The organism is Tenacibaculum sp. FZY0031, from assembly GCF_036350695.1.
Taxonomy (GTDB): domain Bacteria; phylum Bacteroidota; class Bacteroidia; order Flavobacteriales; family Flavobacteriaceae; genus Polaribacter.
Window position 1 is genome coordinate 187,977 of the sequence record NZ_JAZDVY010000001.1, and the last position, 19,692, is coordinate 207,668.

Below are 19,692 nucleotides of genomic sequence, written 5' to 3' on the forward strand. Positions count from 1 at the left end.
AATTATAAATTATGAAAAAATTATTATTAGTAATTGCTATGGTAGCTGTAGGATTAACTGCTAACGCACAAGAAGGGAAATTTAATTTAGGAGCAAGTATTGGTATACCAGTGGCAGATGCAGATACAGGTTACGATTTTGCAATAGGTTTGGAAGCTAATTATTTATTTAGCGTTTCTGATAACTTTCAATTAGGGCCTTCAGTTTCTTACTCTCATTATTTTGGTGGCGAGATAGCAGGTTTTAATGTTAAAGATGCTACTTTTTTACCTATCGCGGCGGCGGCACGTTTTAATGCTTCTGAAAAATTCGTTGTAGGCTTAGATTTGGGTTACGCAGTAGGTATAAGTCCTGATGAAAATGATGGTGGATTTCATTACAGACCATTAGTAGGGTATAGTGTTTCAGATAATACGTCTATTCAAGTTTCATATTCTGGAGTTAGTGTTGAAGGTGGTACAATAGCTAATTTAGGATTAGGGGTTGTATTTGGACTGTAGTATAAATAGAGTCAATAAAATAAAAAAAGGGAGGCAATTTTGCCTCCCTTTTTTTAATCCTTATTTTTTTTTAGCTAACTTTTTTGTCCTTAGTGTTTTATGTAAAAAACCTGCTTTACGCCCTATTTTTATTGAAAAAAAGAGTTATTGGAAACTTATTTAGATGTATCTTTGCCGGCTCAAAATAAAACTTATAAAAACAAAAATTATGAAAAAATTTTTAGTAGTTGCTATGATGGCTTTAGGTTTAGCTGTTAATGCACAAGAAGGACAATTAAACGTTGGTGGAACTATTGGATTACCTGTAGGTGATGCAGATGGATATGATGTAACTGGAGCTATTGAAGCGAACTATTTATTTAATGTTGCTGAAAACTTTAAAGTTGGACCATCAGTATCTTATTTACACTTTAACGGAGAAGGAGCTGATTATGCTTTTTTACCAGTTGCTGCTGCAGCTCGTTATAATTTTACTGATAAATTTTCAGTAGGAGCTGATTTAGGGTACGGTATTGGAGTTAGACCTTCAGGTGCTGAAAGCGGTTTTTATTACAGACCAATCGTAGGTTACCAAGTAAGTGAAAAAATTACCTTACACGTAGATTATACAGGTGTTGCTCTTGATGGAGCTACAGCTTCTACAGTAGGAATTGGAGGAACTTATTCTTTTTCTTTATAATAAGAAACTCTATAATAAGTAAAAAAGGAAGCAATTTAGCTTCCTTTTTTTTATGCTTAAGAGTTAAAAAGAGTATTTTTACTTTAGATAACATTAAGAATGAAAAAAATCATCATCATCAACGGACCTAATTTAAATTTATTAGGGAAACGTGAACCAACTATTTACGGAGCAAGCACTTTTGAAGACTATTTGAAAGAATTAAAAAATAAATATGTAGATATTCAGTTAGAGTATTATCAATCAAATATCGAAGGAAAAATAATAGATAAACTGCAGGAAGTTGGTTTTGAATATGAGGGGATAATTCTTAATGCAGCTGCTTATACCCATACTTCTGTTGGTATTGGAGATGCAGTGAAAGGAATAGATACTCCTGTTGTTGAAGTGCACATTTCTAATATACATGCTCGTGAAGAGTTTCGTCATGTAAGCTATATAGCCCCAAATGCCAAAGGAGTTATTTTTGGTTTTGGCTTGAAAGGGTATGAATTAGCGCTTCAAAGTTTTTTGTAAATACCAGTAACGAATTCCAAGTAAGACCAATAGAGGAATCATAGGATAGGTATATAACTGTATTTTAGTGAGCCACACAATTGGTATCGCTATTAAAAAAAAGAGTAGAACGAGGCAGTATTTGTGAATCCAAATTGGAGGTTCTTTTTTTAACAAGAAAAAGGCGATAATAATATTTGGAGCAAACGCCCATAAAAAGTTAAAGTTATTTGGAGCTGTGGAGTGATTGGTAAAGAACCATAAGAATACAATTAGTAAACCCAAAGCCCCTGTCATAAAAAATAAAGTAACATCAAGCCATTTACTTCTTTTAGAGTTTTTGATGTCTTTATACGTAACAAATAATCCCAGTAGCGAGAATAATAGAAGAATTAAAAACGGACTAAGAGCATCACTTTTTGATTCTTTCTCTTTAAAATCGAGCAAGATATTAGTTTTTTGTACTACATCTTCTTCTTTTTCATCTTTAATTATCCTAGATACTTTTAAAGCTTCAAAAACATAATCAGGTAGATATAAATATTCTGAAGGTGTTGCTGTTTTATCTAATTTACTTCCCAATGCGATATTAATTCCTAAACTTCCCCATGTATTCGGATTAATTTCTTTGTTCATCAATTGCCTCAGAGATTGTTTTTTAGTAATAAAAGTTTCCTTGAACACTAAATGCCCCCCTGTAACCTTTTGAATTATATCACGTGGTTTTGTAGCACAATTATTAAAAAAAGGATCGTAAAAATAGCTTGCATTCTCTGGTAGTACGTTTGTTTCTAAAAATTGGAAAAACTTATTTTTTTGAAGTTGAGTTAAATTTAAAATTTGTTCTTTAACCCAACGTTTGTCTTGTTGAGCACTTTTTAAAGATAAATGAAACGGATAACGTGCTAATTTATATTTCATATAACCTTTGGTAAAGTTTACATAAAAATTAGGATCATCAAAATCAAAAATACCGTAGTTATAAAGTAAATCTAGTTGTAACACAGGGTCTTTTACTCGAATTGCTGTATGTCCAAACTTTTCATATAAGGCTTCACCAGGACCTGAGGTGATAATACTGATTTGTGAAAATTTAGATAACTCTAAAGTGTTAACTCTTTGACAAACTATAGTGTTTATAGTAAGGAAAGCAAAAAGAAAAAAAATGTTTTTTTTTATCATCATAAGTTAAAACTTGGTATGGTACAAATATCATAAATACAATTTACATAACTAAAGGTTTTTATGGATATTGTGTGCGTGTCTTATGCCGATAACTTCTTGGATAAAAACACCAATTTGTTGCTCTAACCATCTGTTTTCTGTGTTAGAAAAAGAAGACATAAACCCTACATGTCCCCCGTAATTAGGAGTAAGTAAATGGAAGTTCTTCATTTCTTTAGCTTCCTTTATTGGATAGCATTCTTGTGATAAAAAACTATCGTCTAAAGCATTTATAAGTAGCGTAGGAACTTTAATTTCAGGAATAAAAGGTTTTGCGCTTGCTTTTTGCCAGTAATCTTCTGAACTATCAAAACCAAAAACAGGAACAGTATATTGTTTTTCTAAATGTCGGAATTTACTTGCCTTGAATAAAAGCTCTTTGTCGAGCTGAAAATCAGGGAACTTTTCAGCTTTTTGTAAGAGTTTTAATTTCATAGTGCGTAAAAACTCATTTAGGTAAATTTTGTTTTTGAGTTTGTTTAATTCGGCTTGAGAAGAAGTCAAGTCTACGGGAACAGAAACAGCAATACCTCCTTTTACCTCTGAAGGAATATTGCTATATTCTCCTAAGTATTTCAAAGCCAAATTTCCTCCTAAACTATAACCAATAACAACAATATTCTCGTAGTTATAATTGTTTTTTAGGTACTTAATAATAAACTCTAGATCATCAGTTTTTCCACTATGGTAAGTTTCTAAAAGTAAATTATCTTCTCCACTACAACCTCTTAAATTCATACAAACTGTATCAAAACCAATAGTGTTTAAATAATTAGATGTTGTAATCATATAATTTGATTGAGAGCTCCCTTCTAATCCATGAATTAATAATACGAGTGTGTTAGAATCGACCAAAGAAAAGTCTAAATCAATAAAATCTGCATCCCAAGTTGTAATTCTTTTTCTTTGATACTCAATAGTGTCTTTCATAAATAAAGGACGATAAACAGTGTTAAAGTGAGCACTTTTAAAAGGAAAACTAGGAGAAAATGTATTTGATATAATTGGCATAATACTATGTGATAGCTTTTTAAACAAATATGACAAAAAATAGCTAAAATGTAAAAGCCATTGAATGATTTCTTATTTTAGCTGTAAATTATGAGTACTATGAATATCAAAAAATATATTCCCAATTTATTAACTTTAGGAAACTTACTATGTGGTACTATTGCTACTATTTTTGCTATAAAAGGTGATTTTTTTGCTACAGCAATCTTGGTAATGCTAGGAATACTTTTTGATTTTTTTGATGGTTTTGCCGCTCGTATGCTAAAAGTGCAAGGCGAGTTAGGAAAACAACTAGATAGTTTAGCTGATATGGTAACGAGTGGCGTGGTGCCAGGAATAGTAATGATGCAAATGTTGGTAAATGCTTTAGACGTAGATGCTGTTGGGTATTTTGGAGTTGATGAGTACGGTGCAACAGGTAGTAATTTACCATATTTAGGGCTGTTATTAACGCTAGGAGCGGGGTACAGGCTGGCTAAGTTTAATATTGATGTACGTCAATCAGATAGTTTTATTGGTGTACCAACACCAGCTATGAGTTTGTTTGTTATTTCACTGCCATTAATTGCCCAATTTGATAAAGAATCGTTTTTAATAGGGTTTATTGAAAATCAATATTTTTTAATATTAATTACAGTATTGTTCACCTACTTAATGAATGCTGAAATTCCGTTATTTTCTCTAAAGTTTAAAAATTTTTATTTTAAAGATAATGTGATTAAGTATGTGTTTTTAGTTTTGTCAGTTATATTAATTGTGACGCTAAAAATAGTAGCAATTCCTATGATTATACTATCTTATATCGTGCTATCTATAGTAAATAATTCAGATAAAAAACTTTCTTCAAAATAGATTCAAAAAACATTTTACATAAAACAAAAAACACGTTGATTTAACGTGTTTTTTTTAGTTGGATTGAGAAAATATTTTATGTGTTTTTTTGAGGTTCAAAAATGTTACTTATAAAATGATAATTGTCTAAAGATATTTTATCTTCAGCAAAGGCTTTATCCATAAGTTTATTTTTTGAAAACGCTCCTTTTTTGTAAATATCCCAGTTTTCGTTGTTTCTATTGGTTAGTATTATCTTATCAGAGGCTATTTCAAAGTTACACCAATCATTGTAATTAGCTATTTTTTTATAGTTGTGGTCGGATACTTTGATGTTTCCTTTTGCATTTAACCCCTCTAAATCGATGCATAAATTACAGAAATCTATAAAACTCATAGTATCAGCTGGTATAACAAGAAATGAATTAACATTTCCTTTTTTTCTATATAGTTTAAAGCCTTCTTTTAAATGATGGATATTGTAAACTTTAGAGAAAGAAGAGAAAAGGTCTTCTTCTGTTGCATTCTCAATTATGAAGTGATTTTGTGTTACAGCTTGATTATCAAACTTTTTCTTTTTAAGCTCAAAATCTTTTCCAAGATATACCCTGCGAACAGTTTCGTCTTCAGCAAGTTCTTCTGGAGTTCCTTCTTTTAAAATCCCTCCATTATACATTAAGTAGGTTCTATCTGTAATGGCCAACGTTGCTTGTACATCATGATCGGTAATTAAAATACCGATATTTTTATTCTTCAATTGCGCAACAATCCCTTGAATATCTTCTACAGCAATTGGGTCTACACCAGCAAACGGCTCATCCAATAAAATAAATTTAGGGTCGGAAGCCAAACAACGGGCTATTTCTGTTCTACGACGCTCACCTCCAGATAATAAATCACCGCGATTTTTACGCACATGTCCTAAACTAAATTCATCAATCAATTCTTCTAAGCGTTGTTTTCTTTCGGCTTTGGTTCTATTGGTAAATTCAAGAACCGACATAATGTTGTCTTCTACAGAAAGTTTTCTAAAAACAGAAGCTTCTTGTGCTAAATAACCAATTCCCTTTTGAGAACGTTTGTACATAGCGTCGGTGGTAATTTCTTCATGATCTAAAAAAATATGACCATCGTTAGGTTTAATCATACCTACAATCATGTAGAAAGAGGTTGTTTTACCGGCTCCGTTAGGGCCTAATAATCCAATAATTTCACCTTGCTCAACTTCTAAAGAAATTCCTTTTACGACCTTTCTACTACCGTATATCTTTTGTATGTTGTCTGCTCTTAACTTCATTTATTATTGTTAATGATGGAATTGATTAAGGGATAAAAGTAACAAAACTGTTTCTTAAAAACTTCTTAAATCAACTTATACACAAAATTAAGCTCCGTTTTCTAAAGCTTCCCAAAACTCTACAGCTCTTCGTAAATGAGGAATTACAATAGTTCCGCCAACTAATGTAGCAATACTCATGGTTTCCATCATTTCTTCTTTGGTAACTCCATTTTCGTAAGCTGTTTTTAAGTGATACGCAATGCAATCATCACAGCGTAGTACAGCCGATGCTACCAATCCTAGTAACTCTTTAGTTTTAACAGGTAAATGCCCTTCGGTAAAAGCATTCGTGTCTAGATTAAAAATACGTTTGATTACTTTATTATCTGACGCTAAAATCTTTTCGTTCATTTTAGCACGATAGTCGTTAAACTCTTGGACTTTTTGTGACATTTTTTTGTTGTTGTTTTATGACAAATTTTGAAACGTAAATACTCATTTCATATAAAATCATGATAGGTACCGATACAATTACTTGGCTAGCCACATCTGGAGGCGTAATAATTGCAGACAGTACCAATACTACGATTAATGCGTGTTTGCGATACTTTCGTAAAAATTCTGGGGTAATCAATCCTATTTTTGATAAAAAGAAAATAACTACAGGGAGTTCAAAAAATATAGCAACACCTAATAATGTGTTAGTAATAAGACCAATGTAAGCCTCTAATTTAAAGTTGTTTTGTATGGCGTCTGATATTTCAAAATTGTAAAAGAAATATACAGACATAGGTAAAATAACATAATAACTAAACAAAATTCCTAAAAAGAATAGGAAAGAAGAAGTAAAAATAAACCCTTTTGATTTTTTCTTTTCGCTTTCGTGCAATCCAGGAGCTATAAATCGCCAAAACTCCCATAAAATATAAGGAAAGGCAACGACAAAACCTAGAATTAGAGAAGACCAAATTCCTGTCATTAATTGCTGAGTAGGATTTAAAGCTTGTAGTGTTTGTTTGAATTTGATTGTACAAAAACTACTGTCAATTCCCATAGAAGAAAATACTCTACAAAAGAATTGATAGGTTGCAAAATCGGGTTTCAAATGGGCTAAAAGAATCTCATTAAAAACAAAATTAATATTAGCAAAAATTACAATAGCAATAATAAAAATTGCTGCAAAACTTCTTACTAGATGCCATCTGAGTTCTTCAAGATGGTCTAAAAAAGACATTTCTTTTTCTGCCATCTTAAAATATTCCTTCTTTAATTAAATCATGTAAGTGTACAACTCCAACATAATTACAATCGGTATCGGTAACCAATATTTGTGTAATATTATTGTTTTCTAAAGTATCTAAAGCTTCCACAGCCATTGCATCTACATCAATTGTTTTAGGAGTAGTACTCATAATATCAGCAGCAGTAAGCTCATCTATTTTAGTGGTTTTGCTTAACATTCTTCGAATATCTCCATCAGTAATAATTCCTGTAATTTTATCATTATCATCAATAACAGCAGTAACACCTAAGCGTTTTTCTGAAATTTCAACAATTACCTGAGTAACTTTATCAGTACTTTTTACTTTAGGCAATTCGTTATTTTTAATAAGATCAGAAACTCTTAAATACAAACGCTTTCCTAAAGCGCCACCTGGATGATACTTAGCAAAATCACTGCTAGTAAAACCTCTTAACTCTAATAAGCAAACAGCTAACGCATCTCCTAAAACCAACTGCGCTGTAGTACTCGTTGTAGGCGCTAAGTTGTTAGGGCAGGCCTCTTTATCAACAAATGAGTTTAACAAAAAGTCAGCATTTTTTCCTAAAAAAGAATCAGGATTTCCTGTTATGGCGATAATTTTGTTATGAGAACTTTTAATTAAAGGAACCAATACTTTTATTTCCGGAGTGTTTCCACTTTTAGAAATACAAATAACAATATCATCTTCCTGTACATTTCCTAAGTCACCATGAATGGCATCGGCAGCATGCATAAAAACAGCTGGCGTACCTGTTGAGTTAAAAGTAGCGACCATCTTGGTCGCAATGTTGGCACTTTTTCCTATACCAGTAACAATAACACGACCTTTAGAATTAAATATAAAATTAACAGCGTCCGTAAACGAGCTATTTAATAAATTTGCTAAATTAGCAATAGCATTACTTTCTAAAAGGATAGTTTCTTTTGCGGTTGAGAGAATAGCGTTTGCGTCTTTCAAGTTAAAAAAGTTTTAAGTATATTTTTAAAGTGTAAAAATAGGAATATTTGAGAAGAAAATCTTTTTTAATAAAAAGAAAGTTTACGTTATATATTGTTGGGAATTTTTGTAAATTAGTTCTCGTTTTTAATTTTTGATATTAGAAGATGAATAAAGAGCAGACGGATTTATATGGATCATTAAAAAAAATCTTCGGATTTAACCAGTTTAAAGGGCTACAAGAAGATGTAGTTAACAGTGTATTGGAAAATAAAAATACATTTGTTATTATGCCAACTGGAGGTGGTAAATCGCTATGTTATCAATTACCTGCCCTAATGAAGGAGGGTACAGCAATTGTGGTGTCGCCATTAATTGCCTTAATGAAAAACCAAGTAGATGCTATTCGAGGAATTTCTGAAAACCATGGAATAGCCCATGTATTAAATTCTTCGTTGAATAAATCGGAAATTGCACAGGTAAAATCAGATATTGAATCGGGAATTACGAAATTATTGTACGTGGCTCCTGAATCTTTAATCAAAGAAGAGTATGCGGAGTTTTTAAGAAAGCAAAAAATATCATTTGTAGCAATTGATGAAGCACACTGTATATCTGAATGGGGACACGATTTTAGACCTGAGTATAGAAATCTAAGAAACATTATCAAGCAAATTGATAATGTGCCAATTATAGGCTTAACTGCCACTGCAACAGAAAAAGTACAAGAGGACATTCTTAAAACTCTTGGAATGACCGATGCGAATGTATTTAAGGCTTCTTTTAACAGGTCAAACTTATTTTATGAGGTTCGACCAAAAACCAAAGAAGTTGAAAAAGATATCATTCGTTTTATAAAGCAACGACCAGGGAAATCGGGTATTATTTATTGTTTGAGTCGTAAAAAAGTGGAAGAAATAGCACAAATTTTACAAGTCAACGGAATTAATGCAGTTCCTTACCATGCCGGGTTAGATGCCAAAACACGTGTAAAACATCAAGATATGTTCTTAATGGAAGATTGCGATGTTGTAGTGGCTACAATTGCTTTTGGTATGGGAATCGACAAACCAGATGTTCGTTTTGTCATTCATCATGATATCCCCAAAAGTTTAGAGAGTTACTATCAAGAAACAGGTAGAGCAGGACGTGATGGAGGAGAAGGATATTGTTTAACTTTTTATTCGTATAAAGATATAGAAAAACTTGAGAAGTTTATGGCGAACAAACCTGTTGCTGAACAGGAAGTTGGACATGCACTTTTACAAGAAGTAGTTGGATATGCAGAGACTTCAATGAATAGACGTAAGTATTTACTACACTATTTTGGCGAAGAGTTTGATGAAGTTAACGGGGAAGGTGCTGATATGGACGACAATATGCGAAATCCTAAGAAAAAGCACGAAGCCAAAGATGAAGTAGTAACCTTACTTTCTGTTATAAGAGATACCAGTGAAATGTATAAACCAAAAGAAATTGTAAACACAATTATTGGTAAAGAAAACGCATTGTTAAAGTCGCATAGAACAAATGTTCAGCCTTTTTTCGGTATTGGTAAAGCCAAAGACAATCACTATTGGATGGCTTTAATTCGTCAAGTTTTAGTGGCGGATTTCATAAAGAAAGAAATAGAACAATACGGTGTTTTAAAACTAACAAAAGAAGGTAAAGCATTTATAAAAAATCCATCATCGTTTATGATGACAGAAAATCATGTTTATAAAACAGCGGATGATGGTACCATAATTACGAATGAAAAATCGGCAGGAGGAGTAGATGATAAGTTGGTAGCGATGTTGAAAGATTTAAGGAAAACTGTAGGAAAACGTTTAGGAGTTCCGCCTTTTGCTGTTTTTCAAGATCCATCTTTAGATGATATGGCATTAAAATACCCTGTTACATTAGATGAGCTAGCCAAAGTTCATGGTGTTGGAGAGGGAAAAGCTAAAAAATACGGTAAAGATTTCGTTGCACTTATTTCAAAATATGTGGAAGACAACGAGATTATGCGTCCTGATGATTTAATAGTGAAGAGTACAGGTGTTAATTCAGGGTTAAAACTTTATATCATACAAAATACTGATAGAAAATTACCTCTAGAAGATATTGCCAAGTCCAAAGGTTTAGAAATGTCTGAATTGATAAAGGAAATGGAAGCGATTGTATTCTCAGGAACCAAGCTTAATATTGATTATGCAGTAGATGATTTACTTGATGAAGATCAGCAGGAAGAAATTCACGAGTACTTTATGGATGCTGAAACCGATAAAATACAAGAGGCATTGGATGAGTTTGATGGAGATTATGACGATGAAGAATTGCGTTTAATGCGTATTAAATTTACTAGTGAAATAGCTAACTAAAAACTCAATAATATGCAAGCAAGTACTTATTTACATTTTAATGGAAACTGCAAAGAAGCAATGACTTTTTATGCGGATGTTTTAGGAGGAGAGATGACAATGTTAATGCAGTTTAAAGATGCACCTGAAGAGGTTTGTAAAAATGTTCCTGAAGAAGCAATGGAATTAACAATGCATTGTACTGTTGAAGCAGGAGATTTCTCTATTATGGGGTCAGATTTCTTAAATGAAAAAGAAGCGTTTACCAAAGGGAATAATTTTGCAGTAAGTATAAATACGGAAGATGAAGATGAAGCCGTGGCTATTTTTAATGGACTTTCTTCTGATGGAGCTTTCGTAATGATGCCTTTTGATGAAGCTTTTTGGGGAGGGAAGTTTGGTATGTTAAGAGATAAGTTTGGTGTAAACTGGATGGTGTCTTTAGAAGAGCAAATAGCATAATGAATCCTAAAGTAACACACTATATACAAGATAAAAGTAAGTGGACGCAAGAGTTAAACCTCTTGCGTTCTGTTTTTCTAGAACTCCCTCTTGAAGAAAGTATCAAATGGGGGGCTCCTGTATACGTATATAAAGGGAAGAATATCGTAGGTTTATCGGCTTTTAAAAATTATTGCGGCTTGTGGTTTTTTCAGGGGTGTTTTTTAATAGATAAAGACCAAGTGTTGATCAATGCCCAAGAAGGTAAAACACAAGCAATGCGTCAATGGCGATTTAATGAATTGGGTGAGATTGATACCGTACTTATTAAACAATATGTATTAGAAGCTATTAGAAATACTGAAGAAGGAAAAGAATTAAAAGCAAAAAAGAACACAAAGCCTTTACTAATTCCTGAGGAATTACAGCTGGAATTGGACAACAATAATAGGCTAAAAGAAACTTTTAACGAATTTACTTTAAGTAAACAAAGAGAATTTACAGATTATATTTCTGAGGCAAAAAGACAAACAACCAAACAAAAGAGACTAGAAAAGATAATTCCTATGATAGTAAATAAAATAGGTTTATACGACAAGTATAAAAATTGTTAGTTGTTAATTGTTATCTTATCAATTGTTGCTGTAGAGTCACAGCGTATAACGTATAAGTCAATGTGATTTAAACTGTCTTTTCCGGTTATAAAGTACTCGGCACAAGGCTTTAAGCGAGGCTTACTCTTTCCAAAATTTACATCTCCGTGGCTTAAAATAGTAGAAATGGTAGCAGTATCGACCTTTGAAGTAGCCAATATTTGCTGCGCATTGTTAGAAAACAAACGTTTTTTTATTCGGATAGTTTTTAAGGTGCGGGCATCCATTCCGTAATCGAATGAGACATCTTTACCTTTCCAAATAAAAAGAACAACCAAACTACCTAGGGCAATTCCTATTAAATAATAACCAACACGTTTTAACCACTGCATAATTTAAAAATTGAAATGCAAAAGTAAGTAAAATCGAATTATAAAATTAATAAATTAATGTCTCTATAAGGCAAATCAAACCAGTCAGCTACAGTCTTATTCGTTAAAATTCCGTGGTAAAAATACATTCCATTACGCAAGCTTTTATCAAAACGAGCGGCGTTTTCAAAACCTCCTTCTTCAGCAATTTCTAATAAATAAGGTGTAAATATATTGCTAATAGACACCGAGGCTGTTCTTGAGTATCTAGAAGGAATATTCGGAACACAATAATGAATCACTCCATGGTTGGCAAAAGTAGGTTTGCTATGCGTAGTTACTTGAGAAGTCTCAAAACACCCACCTCTATCAATACTTACATCAACAATAACTGCCCCATCCTTCATTTGTTCAATCATATCTTCAGTAACAACCACAGGAGAGCGATCTTTACCTCTAATTGCTCCAATAGCTACATCACAGCGCATTAAAGCTTTTTGTAGGGTTTTAGGTTGTATGGTTGACGTATAAATAGGCGCTTGTACACACGATTGTAAGTTGCGAAGTTTTGTTATCGAATTATCAAAAACTTTAACTCTTGCGCCTAAGCCTATGGCTGTTTTAGCGGCAAACTCACCAACGGTTCCTGCTCCTAAAATAACGACATCGGTAGGAGGAACCCCCCCGATATTTCCTAATAATAAACCGTTACCACCATTAGAGGCTGTCATAAGTTCAGCAGCAATATGCATAGACGCAATTCCTGCTATTTCACTTAGTGATTTTACAATAGGAAAAACACCGTGTTCATCTTTAATATAATCAAAAGCAATTGCAGTTATTCGTTTTTTTGCAAGTGCTTCAAAGTATTTTTTGTTTTGTGTTTTTAATTGTAGAGCAGAAATTAAAACTGTTTGAGGATTTAACATTTGAATTTCTTCTAATGAGGGTGGTTCTACTTTTAAAACAATATTACAAGCAAAAGCTTCTTTTACATCATATGATATTTTGGCACCCGCATCAGAGTATTCTTTATCACTATAATTGGCACCCTCTCCAGCACCAGTTTCAATTACAATTCTATGTCCATGAGTCACCAATGCAGCTACAGCATCAGGAGATAAACTAATTCGTTTTTCTTCAAAATAAGTTTCCTTTGGCAACCCTATAAATAATTCTCCTTTTTGCTTTTTAATTTCAAGCATTTCGGTTTGTGGCATTAACTGCTCTTTGGTAAAAGGTGAAATAGACCCCATTTAAATTTAGTTAGTTTTTAATTGAATGTTTCGTAGCCCATTTTCTAACAGGCTAATTGATATTGAAACAGTATCTAAAGGTAGTAAATTTTTAATATTTTCTGGCCATTCAACCAAACACCAGTTATTACTGTATAAATAATCTTCAATGCCCATATCATAAGCTTCTTCTTCATTTTCAATACGGTAAAAATCAAAGTGGTATACGGTTTTACCTGAGTTGGTTTTGTATTCGTTTACCAACGAAAAAGTAGGAGAGTGGGCAATATCTTCCACTCCTAAAACATTACATATCTCTTTAATTAAAGTTGTTTTACCAACGCCCATATCACCAAAAAAGAGCAGTGTTTTATGGCGGGCAGTAGCTATGATTTCTTCAGCTACAGCTGTTAATTCGTTTAGTGAATAATCTCTGTTCATAAGTAGCAAAAATAAAGAAGTAGATGGTAAATTACTATAGTTTATTTGTTCTTATAGCTGTAATGACCAATAATTTTAAAATTGAATAAACAATCTTCTAAAACTTGACCAGCTCCAATGTTATGTACTATCAAGTATTGTTGATTATTGGTTGGCGATTTTTTAGATGAAACTATCCCAATATGAGTTAACCCTCCTCCTCCAGGTAAATAATTATTAGGGTTTTTAGTAGTTTTCTTAATAGTTCCTTTTCTTTTAAAAAAGGTCATTAAATTAGGTACTCTTCTATGGTCTATATTAGTGTCAGTATTTTTAAGTCCCCATATTTTAGGATACAATGAAAAGTTAGCTTTCATATCTTTATGAACTTCTTGCTGTAAATCTACTCCTAATTTACGATAGGCGCGAATAATAACATCAGTACAAACTCCTTTGTCTTCTGGAACATCTCCTTTAGGGTAAGGTATAGAGAAGTAACTAGAATCGTAAGTAACTTTATTTTTTGTCAGCTCTAAAGCAGCAGTAGAAAGTTTATTTTCTTGAGCTACTAAAGAGTAGGAGTAAGCAAAAAAAGATAAAAATAATAGAAACTTAATTTTCATATCAACACTAATTTTTAAAAAAGCTATTTTGGGTTATAAACAGCACAAGGAATAATCATTTCTTCCAGTGAAATTCCTCCATGTTGATAAGTGTTTTTATAGTACTTTACAAAATGATTGTAATTGTTTGGGTAAGCAAAAAACAAATCTTCTTTTGTAAATATAAAAGGACTGTTAATAGCTACTGAGGGCAAGAAAATATCTTTTGGATTTTTAACCGCGTATACATCTTTATCTTCATAACTTAAACTTCTACCAGTTTTATATCGTAAGTTAGAGCTAATGTTTTTATCACCAATAACCTTGGTAGGATGATTACAATTAATGGTACCGTGATCGGTAGTGATAATTAATTTCTGACCTAACTTTTGGGCTTTTTGAATGATATCGTAAAGAGGAGAGTTTTTAAACCAACTTACAGTTAAAGAACGATATGCTTTATCATCACCAGCAAGTTCTTTAATAACTTCCATTTCAGTTTTAGCATGTGAAAGCATATCAACAAAGTTGTAAACCACAGCAGTAAGATCATTTTGTCGTGTTCCGTTATAGTTGTCAGCTAAATCTTTTCCACTTTTTAAAGAAACTATTTTGTAATATTCGTGTGTAATACTCAGTCCCAATCGCTTTATTTGTTCGTCTAAAAAAGTAGCTTCAAATAAGTTTTTACCTCCTTCATCAGTATCATTTTTCCAATAATTAGGATATCTTTTTTCCATTTCAGATGGCATTAAACCAGAAAATATAGCATTGCGTGCATATTGAGTAGCCGTGGGCAGTATGCTGTAATAAGAGTATTCTTCTTCTTTTTTAAAATAATTATTAATAAAAGGCTCTAAAATTCGATATTGGTCGTAACGTAGATTGTCAATAATTACCCATAAAACCCCTTGGTTCTTCGATAAATTAGGAACTATATAATCTTTAAATAAAGTATGTGAAAAGGTAGGTTTATCATCACTTGTAAGCCAGTGCTGATACTTCTTTTTTATAAACTTAAAAAATTGTGAGTTGGCTTCAGATTTTTGAGACTCTAAAATTTCTAACATTCCCGTATCGTTGATGTTTTCCAACTCAAGTTCCCAGTGAACTAATTTTTTATAAAGTTCAGCCCATTCTTCATAAGAATTGACCATAGCTAAATCCATTGAAATTTTTCTAAACTCTTGTTGGTAACTCGATGTTGTTTTTTCAGAAATTAAGCGAGAATGGTCTAGGTTTTTTTTCAAACTCAATAAAATTTGATTAGGATTTACAGGCTTAATTAAGTAGTCTGCAATTTTAGAACCAATAGCTTCCTCCATAAGATACTCTTCTTCACTTTTGGTTATCATAACTATGGGAAGGTTCGCGTTTTTCTGTTTAATATCTGATAGTGTTTCCAAGCCAGTAATACCTGGCATGTTTTCATCTAAAAAAACAATATCAAAATTATTATCACTCACTAAGTCAATAGCATCAGTACCATTGGTGCAAGTTGTTACTTTGTAGTCTTTTTTTTCTAAAAATAATATATGTGGTTTCAATAAATCTATTTCGTCATCTACCCAAAGAATGTGTATGTTTCTCATCATAATTTTCAACTTGTTTATTACCTAAATAACGGCTAAAAGCAGTTTTGTTGTATTTTTAAAAGCTAAAAATACGTTAATTAAACGCTGGTTAATTTGCTTTTGTAGATAAATTATGATTTTTTTGTTTAAAATTCAAGGATTTATACATTTTGAAAAAATCAAAAACCAACAAATTAAAGATAATAAATGATCCTATTTATGGATTTATCTCTATACCAAATTCCCTAATTTTTGATATTATAGAGCACCCTTATTTTCAAAGGTTGCGTAGAGTAACACAAATGGGGCTATCAAACTTAGTATATCCTGGAGCCAATCACACTCGTTTTCATCATGCAATAGGTTGTATGCATTTGATGCAAAAAGCGGTACATGTGTTGCGAATGAAAAACGTTGCAATTTCAGAAGAGGAAGCAAATGCTTTGTATATAGCTATTTTGTTACACGATATCGGGCATGGAGCATATTCACATGCATTAGAACACAGTATTGTGAATGAAATTACTCATGAAGAAATTTCATTGAAATTTATGCAAGCTCTAAACGAAGAGTTTGAAGGAGCATTAAGCTTGGCAATTCAGGTGTTTGAAGGGAAATATCCACGTAAATTTTTATATCAATTAATATCAAGTCAGTTAGATATTGACAGATTAGACTATTTAAAAAGAGATAGTTTTTTTACAGGTGTAGCAGAAGGTAATATATCGTCTGACCGTTTAATAACGATGATGAATGTGGTAGACAATGAATTGGTTATTGAACAAAAAGGAATCTATTCCGTAGAAAAATTTGTCATTGCCAGACGCCTAATGTATTGGCAGGTTTATTTACACAAAACAGGATTGGTAGCCGAAAACCTTTTGGTAAGTATTTTAAAAAGGGCAAAAGAATTGGCTACCAATGGAGTAAAACTTCCCTCTAGCAGAGCGCTTGCATACTTCTTATACAACCCAATAAACAAAGAAAATTTTACAGACAAAACACTACAGATTTTTTCTGAGTTAGACGATTACGATGTACTGTCGGCGATAAAAGAATGGAAGCATCACGAAGATTTTATACTATCTACATTAGCAACAAAAATTATTGACAGAAGCTTGTTAAAGGTTGAAATTCAAGAAAAACCATTTACAGAAGAGTATATAGAAAAAATACGTAAAAAGCTCAGGGAACGAGTAGAATTAAGCGAAAAAGAACTTGAATATTTTGTTTTTTCTAATGCTATAAAGCACCAAGCTTACAATACTGATAAACCCATAAAGATTTACACAAAAAAAGGGAAGTTAAAAGACATTGCAAAGGCATCTGACCAATTAAACCTGAAAGCATTAACAAAACCTGTAGTGAAATATTATTTGTGTTACCCGAAAGCAATGAAGTGAGTGAATAGTTAGAAACAAATTCTAATCAAGAGGTATTTGAACAAAAATAATTACTTTTGCAAATAATGAAATTCACAGCAAAACAAATAGCCGATATTTTAGAAGGAGAGATTGAAGGGAATCCAGAGGCTGAAGTATCTACACTTTCTAAGATAGAAGAAGGCAAGGAGGGTTCGTTAACCTTTTTATCAAACCCTAAATATAACTCATATATATATACAACCAAAGCATCTGTTGCTATTGTAAATAAAAGTTTTGTTCCTGAAAAGGAAATAGAAACAACTTTGATAAAAGTTGAAGATGCGTACAAAGCATTTTCAAAACTTTTAGCGTTTTATAATGAAGTGAAAAACAATAAGCAAGGAAGAGAAAACCCTCACTTTATAGCAAGTTCAGCTACCATTGGTAACAACGAATATATTGGAGCTTATGCCTATGTTGGAGAAAATGTGGTATTGGGTAACAATGTTAAAATTTATCCTAATTCTTATATAGGAGATAATGTTACAATTGGAGACAATACAGTTGTTTTTGCTGGAGTTAAGATATATTCTGAAACCGTTATCGGAACTAATTGTAAAATACATTCAGGAACCGTAATTGGAGCTGATGGTTTTGGGTTTGCGCCAGATGAAAATGGAGAGTATAAGGCAATTCCCCAAATAGGAAACGTTATTATAGAAGATAATGTTGATGTGGGGTCTAATTCAACTATCGATAGAGCCACTTTAGGATCAACAATAATTCGCAAAGGAGTAAAGTTAGACAATCAAATTCAAATAGCCCACAATGTAGAAATCGGTAGAAATACCGTGATAGCTTCTCAAACAGGGATTGCAGGATCAACTAAAATAGGTGAAAATTGTATGATTGGAGGTCAAGTAGGGATTGTTGGCCATATTACTATTGGAAACAATGTAAAAATTCAAGCGCAATCAGGAATTGGAAAAAGCTTAAAAGATGAAGAAGTAGTGCAAGGATCTCCAGCATTTGGATATTCAGACTATAGCAAGTCTTATGTACACTTTAAAAATTTACCAAAATTAGCATCTACAGTACATAAAATAGAAAAAGAGTTGAATGCTCAAAAAGTAAAAGATGAGTAAGAAACAAAAAACAATACAAAATGAAGTTACCTTATCAGGTGTAGGATTGCACACTGGTAATGAGGTTACGATGGTTTTTAAACCAGCCCCAGAAAATCACGGATTTGCATTTAAGCGAGTAGATTTAGAAGGAGAACCCGTAATAGAAGCAAAAGCAGAGTATGTAACAAATACGCAAAGAGGAACAAACCTTGAAAAAAATGGCGTTCAAATACAAACATCTGAACACGTTTTAGCTGCTGCAGTTGGATTAGACATCGATAACTTATTGATAGAAATTAACGCTTCAGAACCTCCAATTATGGATGGCTCATCTAAGTTCTTTATCGAAGCCTTAGAAGAAGCGGGAATTGTTGAACAAGAAGCTGGAATTGAAGAATACGTAGTTAAAGAAATTATTTCATATAAAGATGAAGTAACTGGGAGTGAAATTATTTTAATGCCTGCTGATGAGTATCAGGTAACTACTATGGTAGATTTTGGAACTAAAATATTAGGAACTCAAAATGCTACATTAAATACAATTTCAGAGTTTAAAGAAGAAATCTCAGCAGCAAGAACATTTAGTTTCTTACATGAAATTGAAATGTTGCTAGAAAATGACTTAATTAAAGGAGGAGATTTAAACAACGCTATTGTTTATGTAGACAAAGAATTGTCTGATAGTACAATGGAAAAGTTAAAGAAAGCCTTTAACAAAGATAATATTACTGTAAAGCCTAACGGAGTACTAGATAATTTAACATTGCATTGGGCCAATGAAGCGGCGCGTCATAAATTGTTAGATGTGATTGGTGATTTAGCTTTAACAGGTACTCGAATTAAAGGGAAAGTAATAGCAAACAAACCAGGACATTCTGTAAATACTACTTTTGCTAAGAAACTAGCTAAAATCATTAAAAAGGAAAAAAGAAACAATGTTCCTTCTTATGATTTAAATCAACCACCATTAATGGACATCCATAAAATAATGGATATTTTACCTCACAGACCTCCATTTTTATTAATCGATAGAATTATAGAGTTATCTGATAAGCATGTGGTTGGGATGAAAAATGTTACGATGAATGAAAATTTCTTTGTAGGACATTTCCCTGGCGCACCAGTAATGCCTGGTGTTCTTCAAGTAGAAGCAATGGCACAATGTGGAGGAGTTTTAGTCTTAAATACAGTTCCAGATCCAGAAAACTACTTAACATATTTCATGAAAATGGATAATGTTAAATTCAAACAAAAAGTATTACCAGGAGATACACTAATCTTTAAAAGTGAATTAATTACACCTATAAGAAGAGGTATTGCCCATATGCAAGCTTATGCATACGCTAACGGAAAATTAGTGTGTGAAGCAGAGCTTATGGCACAAATTTCAAAAGTAAAATAAT

At 32.3% G+C, this 19,692-nt stretch carries 20 protein-coding genes and 1 pseudogene; 10 read left to right on the top strand and 11 right to left on the bottom strand.

Translation table 11 applies throughout. The annotated features are described in order from the left end of the window. The first annotated feature begins 11 nt into the window (after window positions 1-11). The 3 genes from V1T75_RS00850 to aroQ all read left to right on the top strand — a co-directional run bounded on the left by V1T75_RS00850 (window position 12) and on the right by aroQ (window position 1,695). On the top strand, window positions 12-500 hold the full coding sequence (locus V1T75_RS00850; RefSeq protein WP_330486669.1) for an outer membrane beta-barrel protein: 489 nt from the start codon (window positions 12-14) through the stop codon (window positions 498-500). A gap of 208 nt (window positions 501-708) precedes the next feature. Next, window positions 709-1,179, top strand: a complete 471-nt coding sequence (locus tag V1T75_RS00855) for an outer membrane beta-barrel protein (RefSeq protein ID WP_330486670.1) — start codon at window positions 709-711, stop codon at window positions 1,177-1,179. A gap of 99 nt (window positions 1,180-1,278) precedes the next feature. After that, window positions 1,279-1,695, top strand: coding sequence for a type II 3-dehydroquinate dehydratase (gene aroQ, locus V1T75_RS00860; RefSeq protein WP_330486671.1), 417 nt, complete (start codon window positions 1,279-1,281; stop codon window positions 1,693-1,695). Here aroQ and V1T75_RS00865 read toward each other — a convergent pair. Together V1T75_RS00865 and V1T75_RS00870 are read right to left on the bottom strand one after the other, a co-directional pair. Further along, window positions 1,672-2,859: a lipoprotein N-acyltransferase Lnb domain-containing protein gene (locus tag V1T75_RS00865; protein WP_330486672.1), complete on the bottom strand. Its 1,188-nt coding sequence runs from the start codon at window positions 2,857-2,859 to the stop codon at window positions 1,672-1,674. The genes aroQ and V1T75_RS00865 overlap by 24 nt on opposite strands. Window positions 2,860-2,907: 48 nt before the next feature. Next, window positions 2,908-3,909: a YheT family hydrolase gene (locus V1T75_RS00870; RefSeq protein WP_330486673.1), complete on the bottom strand. Its 1,002-nt coding sequence runs from the start codon at window positions 3,907-3,909 to the stop codon at window positions 2,908-2,910. A 105-nt stretch (window positions 3,910-4,014) separates the two neighbouring features. On the opposite strand from V1T75_RS00870, the gene V1T75_RS00875 reads away from it, so the two are divergent. After that, window positions 4,015-4,761 (top strand): CDP-alcohol phosphatidyltransferase family protein, encoded by a 747-nt coding sequence (locus V1T75_RS00875; RefSeq protein WP_330486953.1) that lies wholly within the window; start codon window positions 4,015-4,017, stop codon window positions 4,759-4,761. A gap of 541 nt (window positions 4,762-5,302) precedes the next feature. Here the strand turns inward: V1T75_RS00875 and lptB are convergent. The 4 genes and pseudogenes from lptB to V1T75_RS00895 all read right to left on the bottom strand — a co-directional run. Further along, window positions 5,303-6,037: pseudogene (gene lptB, locus V1T75_RS00880) on the bottom strand (LPS export ABC transporter ATP-binding protein); the annotation flags it as partial. A gap of 87 nt (window positions 6,038-6,124) precedes the next feature. Beyond that, window positions 6,125-6,472: a carboxymuconolactone decarboxylase family protein gene (locus tag V1T75_RS00885; protein WP_330486674.1), complete on the bottom strand. Its 348-nt coding sequence runs from the start codon at window positions 6,470-6,472 to the stop codon at window positions 6,125-6,127. After that, window positions 6,447-7,268 carry a twin-arginine translocase subunit TatC gene (gene tatC / locus V1T75_RS00890; RefSeq protein WP_330486675.1) on the bottom strand — a complete coding sequence of 274 codons (822 nt, stop codon included), beginning with the start codon at window positions 7,266-7,268 and terminating at the stop codon, window positions 6,447-6,449. The genes V1T75_RS00885 and tatC overlap by 26 nt, the downstream gene beginning before the upstream one ends. 1 nt (window position 7,269) lies before the next feature. Continuing rightward, window positions 7,270-8,241, bottom strand: a complete 972-nt coding sequence (locus V1T75_RS00895) for a KpsF/GutQ family sugar-phosphate isomerase (protein ID WP_330486676.1) — start codon at window positions 8,239-8,241, stop codon at window positions 7,270-7,272. A gap of 146 nt (window positions 8,242-8,387) precedes the next feature. Here V1T75_RS00895 and V1T75_RS00900 point away from each other — a divergent pair, with 146 nt between their 5' ends. Genes V1T75_RS00900 through V1T75_RS00910 form a run of 3 tightly spaced genes read left to right on the top strand, consistent with a single transcriptional unit; the run spans window position 8,388 to window position 11,617 of the window. Then, on the top strand, window positions 8,388-10,583 hold the full coding sequence (locus V1T75_RS00900; protein ID WP_330486677.1) for a RecQ family ATP-dependent DNA helicase: 2,196 nt from the start codon (window positions 8,388-8,390) through the stop codon (window positions 10,581-10,583). 12 nt (window positions 10,584-10,595) lie between these two features. Further along, a complete protein-coding gene (locus V1T75_RS00905) occupies window positions 10,596-11,024 on the top strand; it encodes a VOC family protein (RefSeq protein WP_330486678.1) in 429 nt (142 codons plus the stop codon). Next, entirely contained in the window at window positions 11,024-11,617 is a 594-nt protein-coding gene (locus V1T75_RS00910; protein ID WP_330486679.1) for a YdeI/OmpD-associated family protein, read from the top strand. Before V1T75_RS00905 ends, V1T75_RS00910 begins: the two co-directional genes overlap by 1 nt. Here the strand turns inward: V1T75_RS00910 and V1T75_RS00915 are convergent. The 5 genes from V1T75_RS00915 to V1T75_RS00935 are packed head-to-tail and all read right to left on the bottom strand — an operon-like array spanning window position 11,614 to window position 15,816. Then, window positions 11,614-11,988 (bottom strand): DUF4258 domain-containing protein, encoded by a 375-nt coding sequence (locus V1T75_RS00915; RefSeq protein WP_330486680.1) that lies wholly within the window; start codon window positions 11,986-11,988, stop codon window positions 11,614-11,616. The genes V1T75_RS00910 and V1T75_RS00915 overlap by 4 nt on opposite strands. Before the next feature lie 38 nt (window positions 11,989-12,026). Then, on the bottom strand, window positions 12,027-13,223 hold the full coding sequence (locus tag V1T75_RS00920) for an alanine dehydrogenase (RefSeq protein ID WP_330486681.1): 1,197 nt from the start codon (window positions 13,221-13,223) through the stop codon (window positions 12,027-12,029). Window positions 13,224-13,229: 6 nt separating this feature from the next. Continuing rightward, window positions 13,230-13,643, bottom strand: a complete 414-nt coding sequence (tsaE, locus tag V1T75_RS00925) for a tRNA (adenosine(37)-N6)-threonylcarbamoyltransferase complex ATPase subunit type 1 TsaE (protein WP_330486682.1) — start codon at window positions 13,641-13,643, stop codon at window positions 13,230-13,232. Between the two features lie 41 nt (window positions 13,644-13,684). Next, entirely contained in the window at window positions 13,685-14,245 is a 561-nt protein-coding gene (locus tag V1T75_RS00930) for a DUF1287 domain-containing protein (protein WP_330486683.1), read from the bottom strand. A gap of 23 nt (window positions 14,246-14,268) precedes the next feature. After that, window positions 14,269-15,816 carry a T9SS response regulator signal transducer PorX gene (locus V1T75_RS00935; RefSeq protein WP_330486954.1) on the bottom strand — a complete coding sequence of 516 codons (1,548 nt, stop codon included), beginning with the start codon at window positions 15,814-15,816 and terminating at the stop codon, window positions 14,269-14,271. Window positions 15,817-15,968: 152 nt separating this feature from the next. On the opposite strand from V1T75_RS00935, the gene V1T75_RS00940 reads away from it, so the two are divergent. From V1T75_RS00940 to V1T75_RS00950, 3 genes are all read left to right on the top strand, one after another. After that, window positions 15,969-17,201: an HD domain-containing protein gene (locus V1T75_RS00940; protein ID WP_330486684.1), complete on the top strand. Its 1,233-nt coding sequence runs from the start codon at window positions 15,969-15,971 to the stop codon at window positions 17,199-17,201. Window positions 17,202-17,266: 65 nt separating this feature from the next. Beyond that, window positions 17,267-18,307 (top strand): UDP-3-O-(3-hydroxymyristoyl)glucosamine N-acyltransferase, encoded by a 1,041-nt coding sequence (gene lpxD, locus V1T75_RS00945; RefSeq protein WP_330486685.1) that lies wholly within the window; start codon window positions 17,267-17,269, stop codon window positions 18,305-18,307. Further along, the gene (locus tag V1T75_RS00950) at window positions 18,300-19,691 is read left to right on the top strand and encodes a bifunctional UDP-3-O-[3-hydroxymyristoyl] N-acetylglucosamine deacetylase/3-hydroxyacyl-ACP dehydratase (protein WP_330486686.1); all 1,392 of its coding nucleotides are present in this window, start codon (window positions 18,300-18,302) and stop codon (window positions 19,689-19,691) included. The genes lpxD and V1T75_RS00950 overlap by 8 nt, the downstream gene beginning before the upstream one ends. Window position 19,692 lies beyond the last annotated feature (1 nt).

What these genes read in the sequence shown, in the direction of transcription:
- V1T75_RS00850 (WP_330486669.1), top strand. Translation starts at nt 12, where the DNA reads ATGAAAAAATTATTATTAGTAATTGCTATGGTAGCTGTAGGATTAACT.
- V1T75_RS00855 (WP_330486670.1), top strand. Translation starts at nt 709, where the DNA reads ATGAAAAAATTTTTAGTAGTTGCTATGATGGCTTTAGGTTTAGCTGTT.
- aroQ (WP_330486671.1), top strand. Translation starts at nt 1,279, where the DNA reads ATGAAAAAAATCATCATCATCAACGGACCTAATTTAAATTTATTAGGG.
- V1T75_RS00865 (WP_330486672.1), bottom strand. Translation starts at nt 2,859, where the DNA reads ATGATGATAAAAAAAAACATTTTTTTTCTTTTTGCTTTCCTTACTATA.
- V1T75_RS00870 (WP_330486673.1), bottom strand. Translation starts at nt 3,909, where the DNA reads ATGCCAATTATATCAAATACATTTTCTCCTAGTTTTCCTTTTAAAAGT.
- V1T75_RS00885 (WP_330486674.1), bottom strand. Translation starts at nt 6,472, where the DNA reads ATGTCACAAAAAGTCCAAGAGTTTAACGACTATCGTGCTAAAATGAAC.
- tatC (WP_330486675.1), bottom strand. Translation starts at nt 7,268, where the DNA reads ATGGCAGAAAAAGAAATGTCTTTTTTAGACCATCTTGAAGAACTCAGA.
- V1T75_RS00900 (WP_330486677.1), top strand. Translation starts at nt 8,388, where the DNA reads ATGAATAAAGAGCAGACGGATTTATATGGATCATTAAAAAAAATCTTC.
- V1T75_RS00905 (WP_330486678.1), top strand. Translation starts at nt 10,596, where the DNA reads ATGCAAGCAAGTACTTATTTACATTTTAATGGAAACTGCAAAGAAGCA.
- V1T75_RS00910 (WP_330486679.1), top strand. Translation starts at nt 11,024, where the DNA reads ATGAATCCTAAAGTAACACACTATATACAAGATAAAAGTAAGTGGACG.
- V1T75_RS00915 (WP_330486680.1), bottom strand. Translation starts at nt 11,988, where the DNA reads ATGCAGTGGTTAAAACGTGTTGGTTATTATTTAATAGGAATTGCCCTA.
- V1T75_RS00920 (WP_330486681.1), bottom strand. Translation starts at nt 13,223, where the DNA reads ATGGGGTCTATTTCACCTTTTACCAAAGAGCAGTTAATGCCACAAACC.
- tsaE (WP_330486682.1), bottom strand. Translation starts at nt 13,643, where the DNA reads ATGAACAGAGATTATTCACTAAACGAATTAACAGCTGTAGCTGAAGAA.
- V1T75_RS00930 (WP_330486683.1), bottom strand. Translation starts at nt 14,245, where the DNA reads ATGAAAATTAAGTTTCTATTATTTTTATCTTTTTTTGCTTACTCCTAC.
- V1T75_RS00935 (WP_330486954.1), bottom strand. Translation starts at nt 15,816, where the DNA reads ATGAGAAACATACACATTCTTTGGGTAGATGACGAAATAGATTTATTG.
- lpxD (WP_330486685.1), top strand. Translation starts at nt 17,267, where the DNA reads ATGAAATTCACAGCAAAACAAATAGCCGATATTTTAGAAGGAGAGATT.
- V1T75_RS00950 (WP_330486686.1), top strand. Translation starts at nt 18,300, where the DNA reads ATGAGTAAGAAACAAAAAACAATACAAAATGAAGTTACCTTATCAGGT.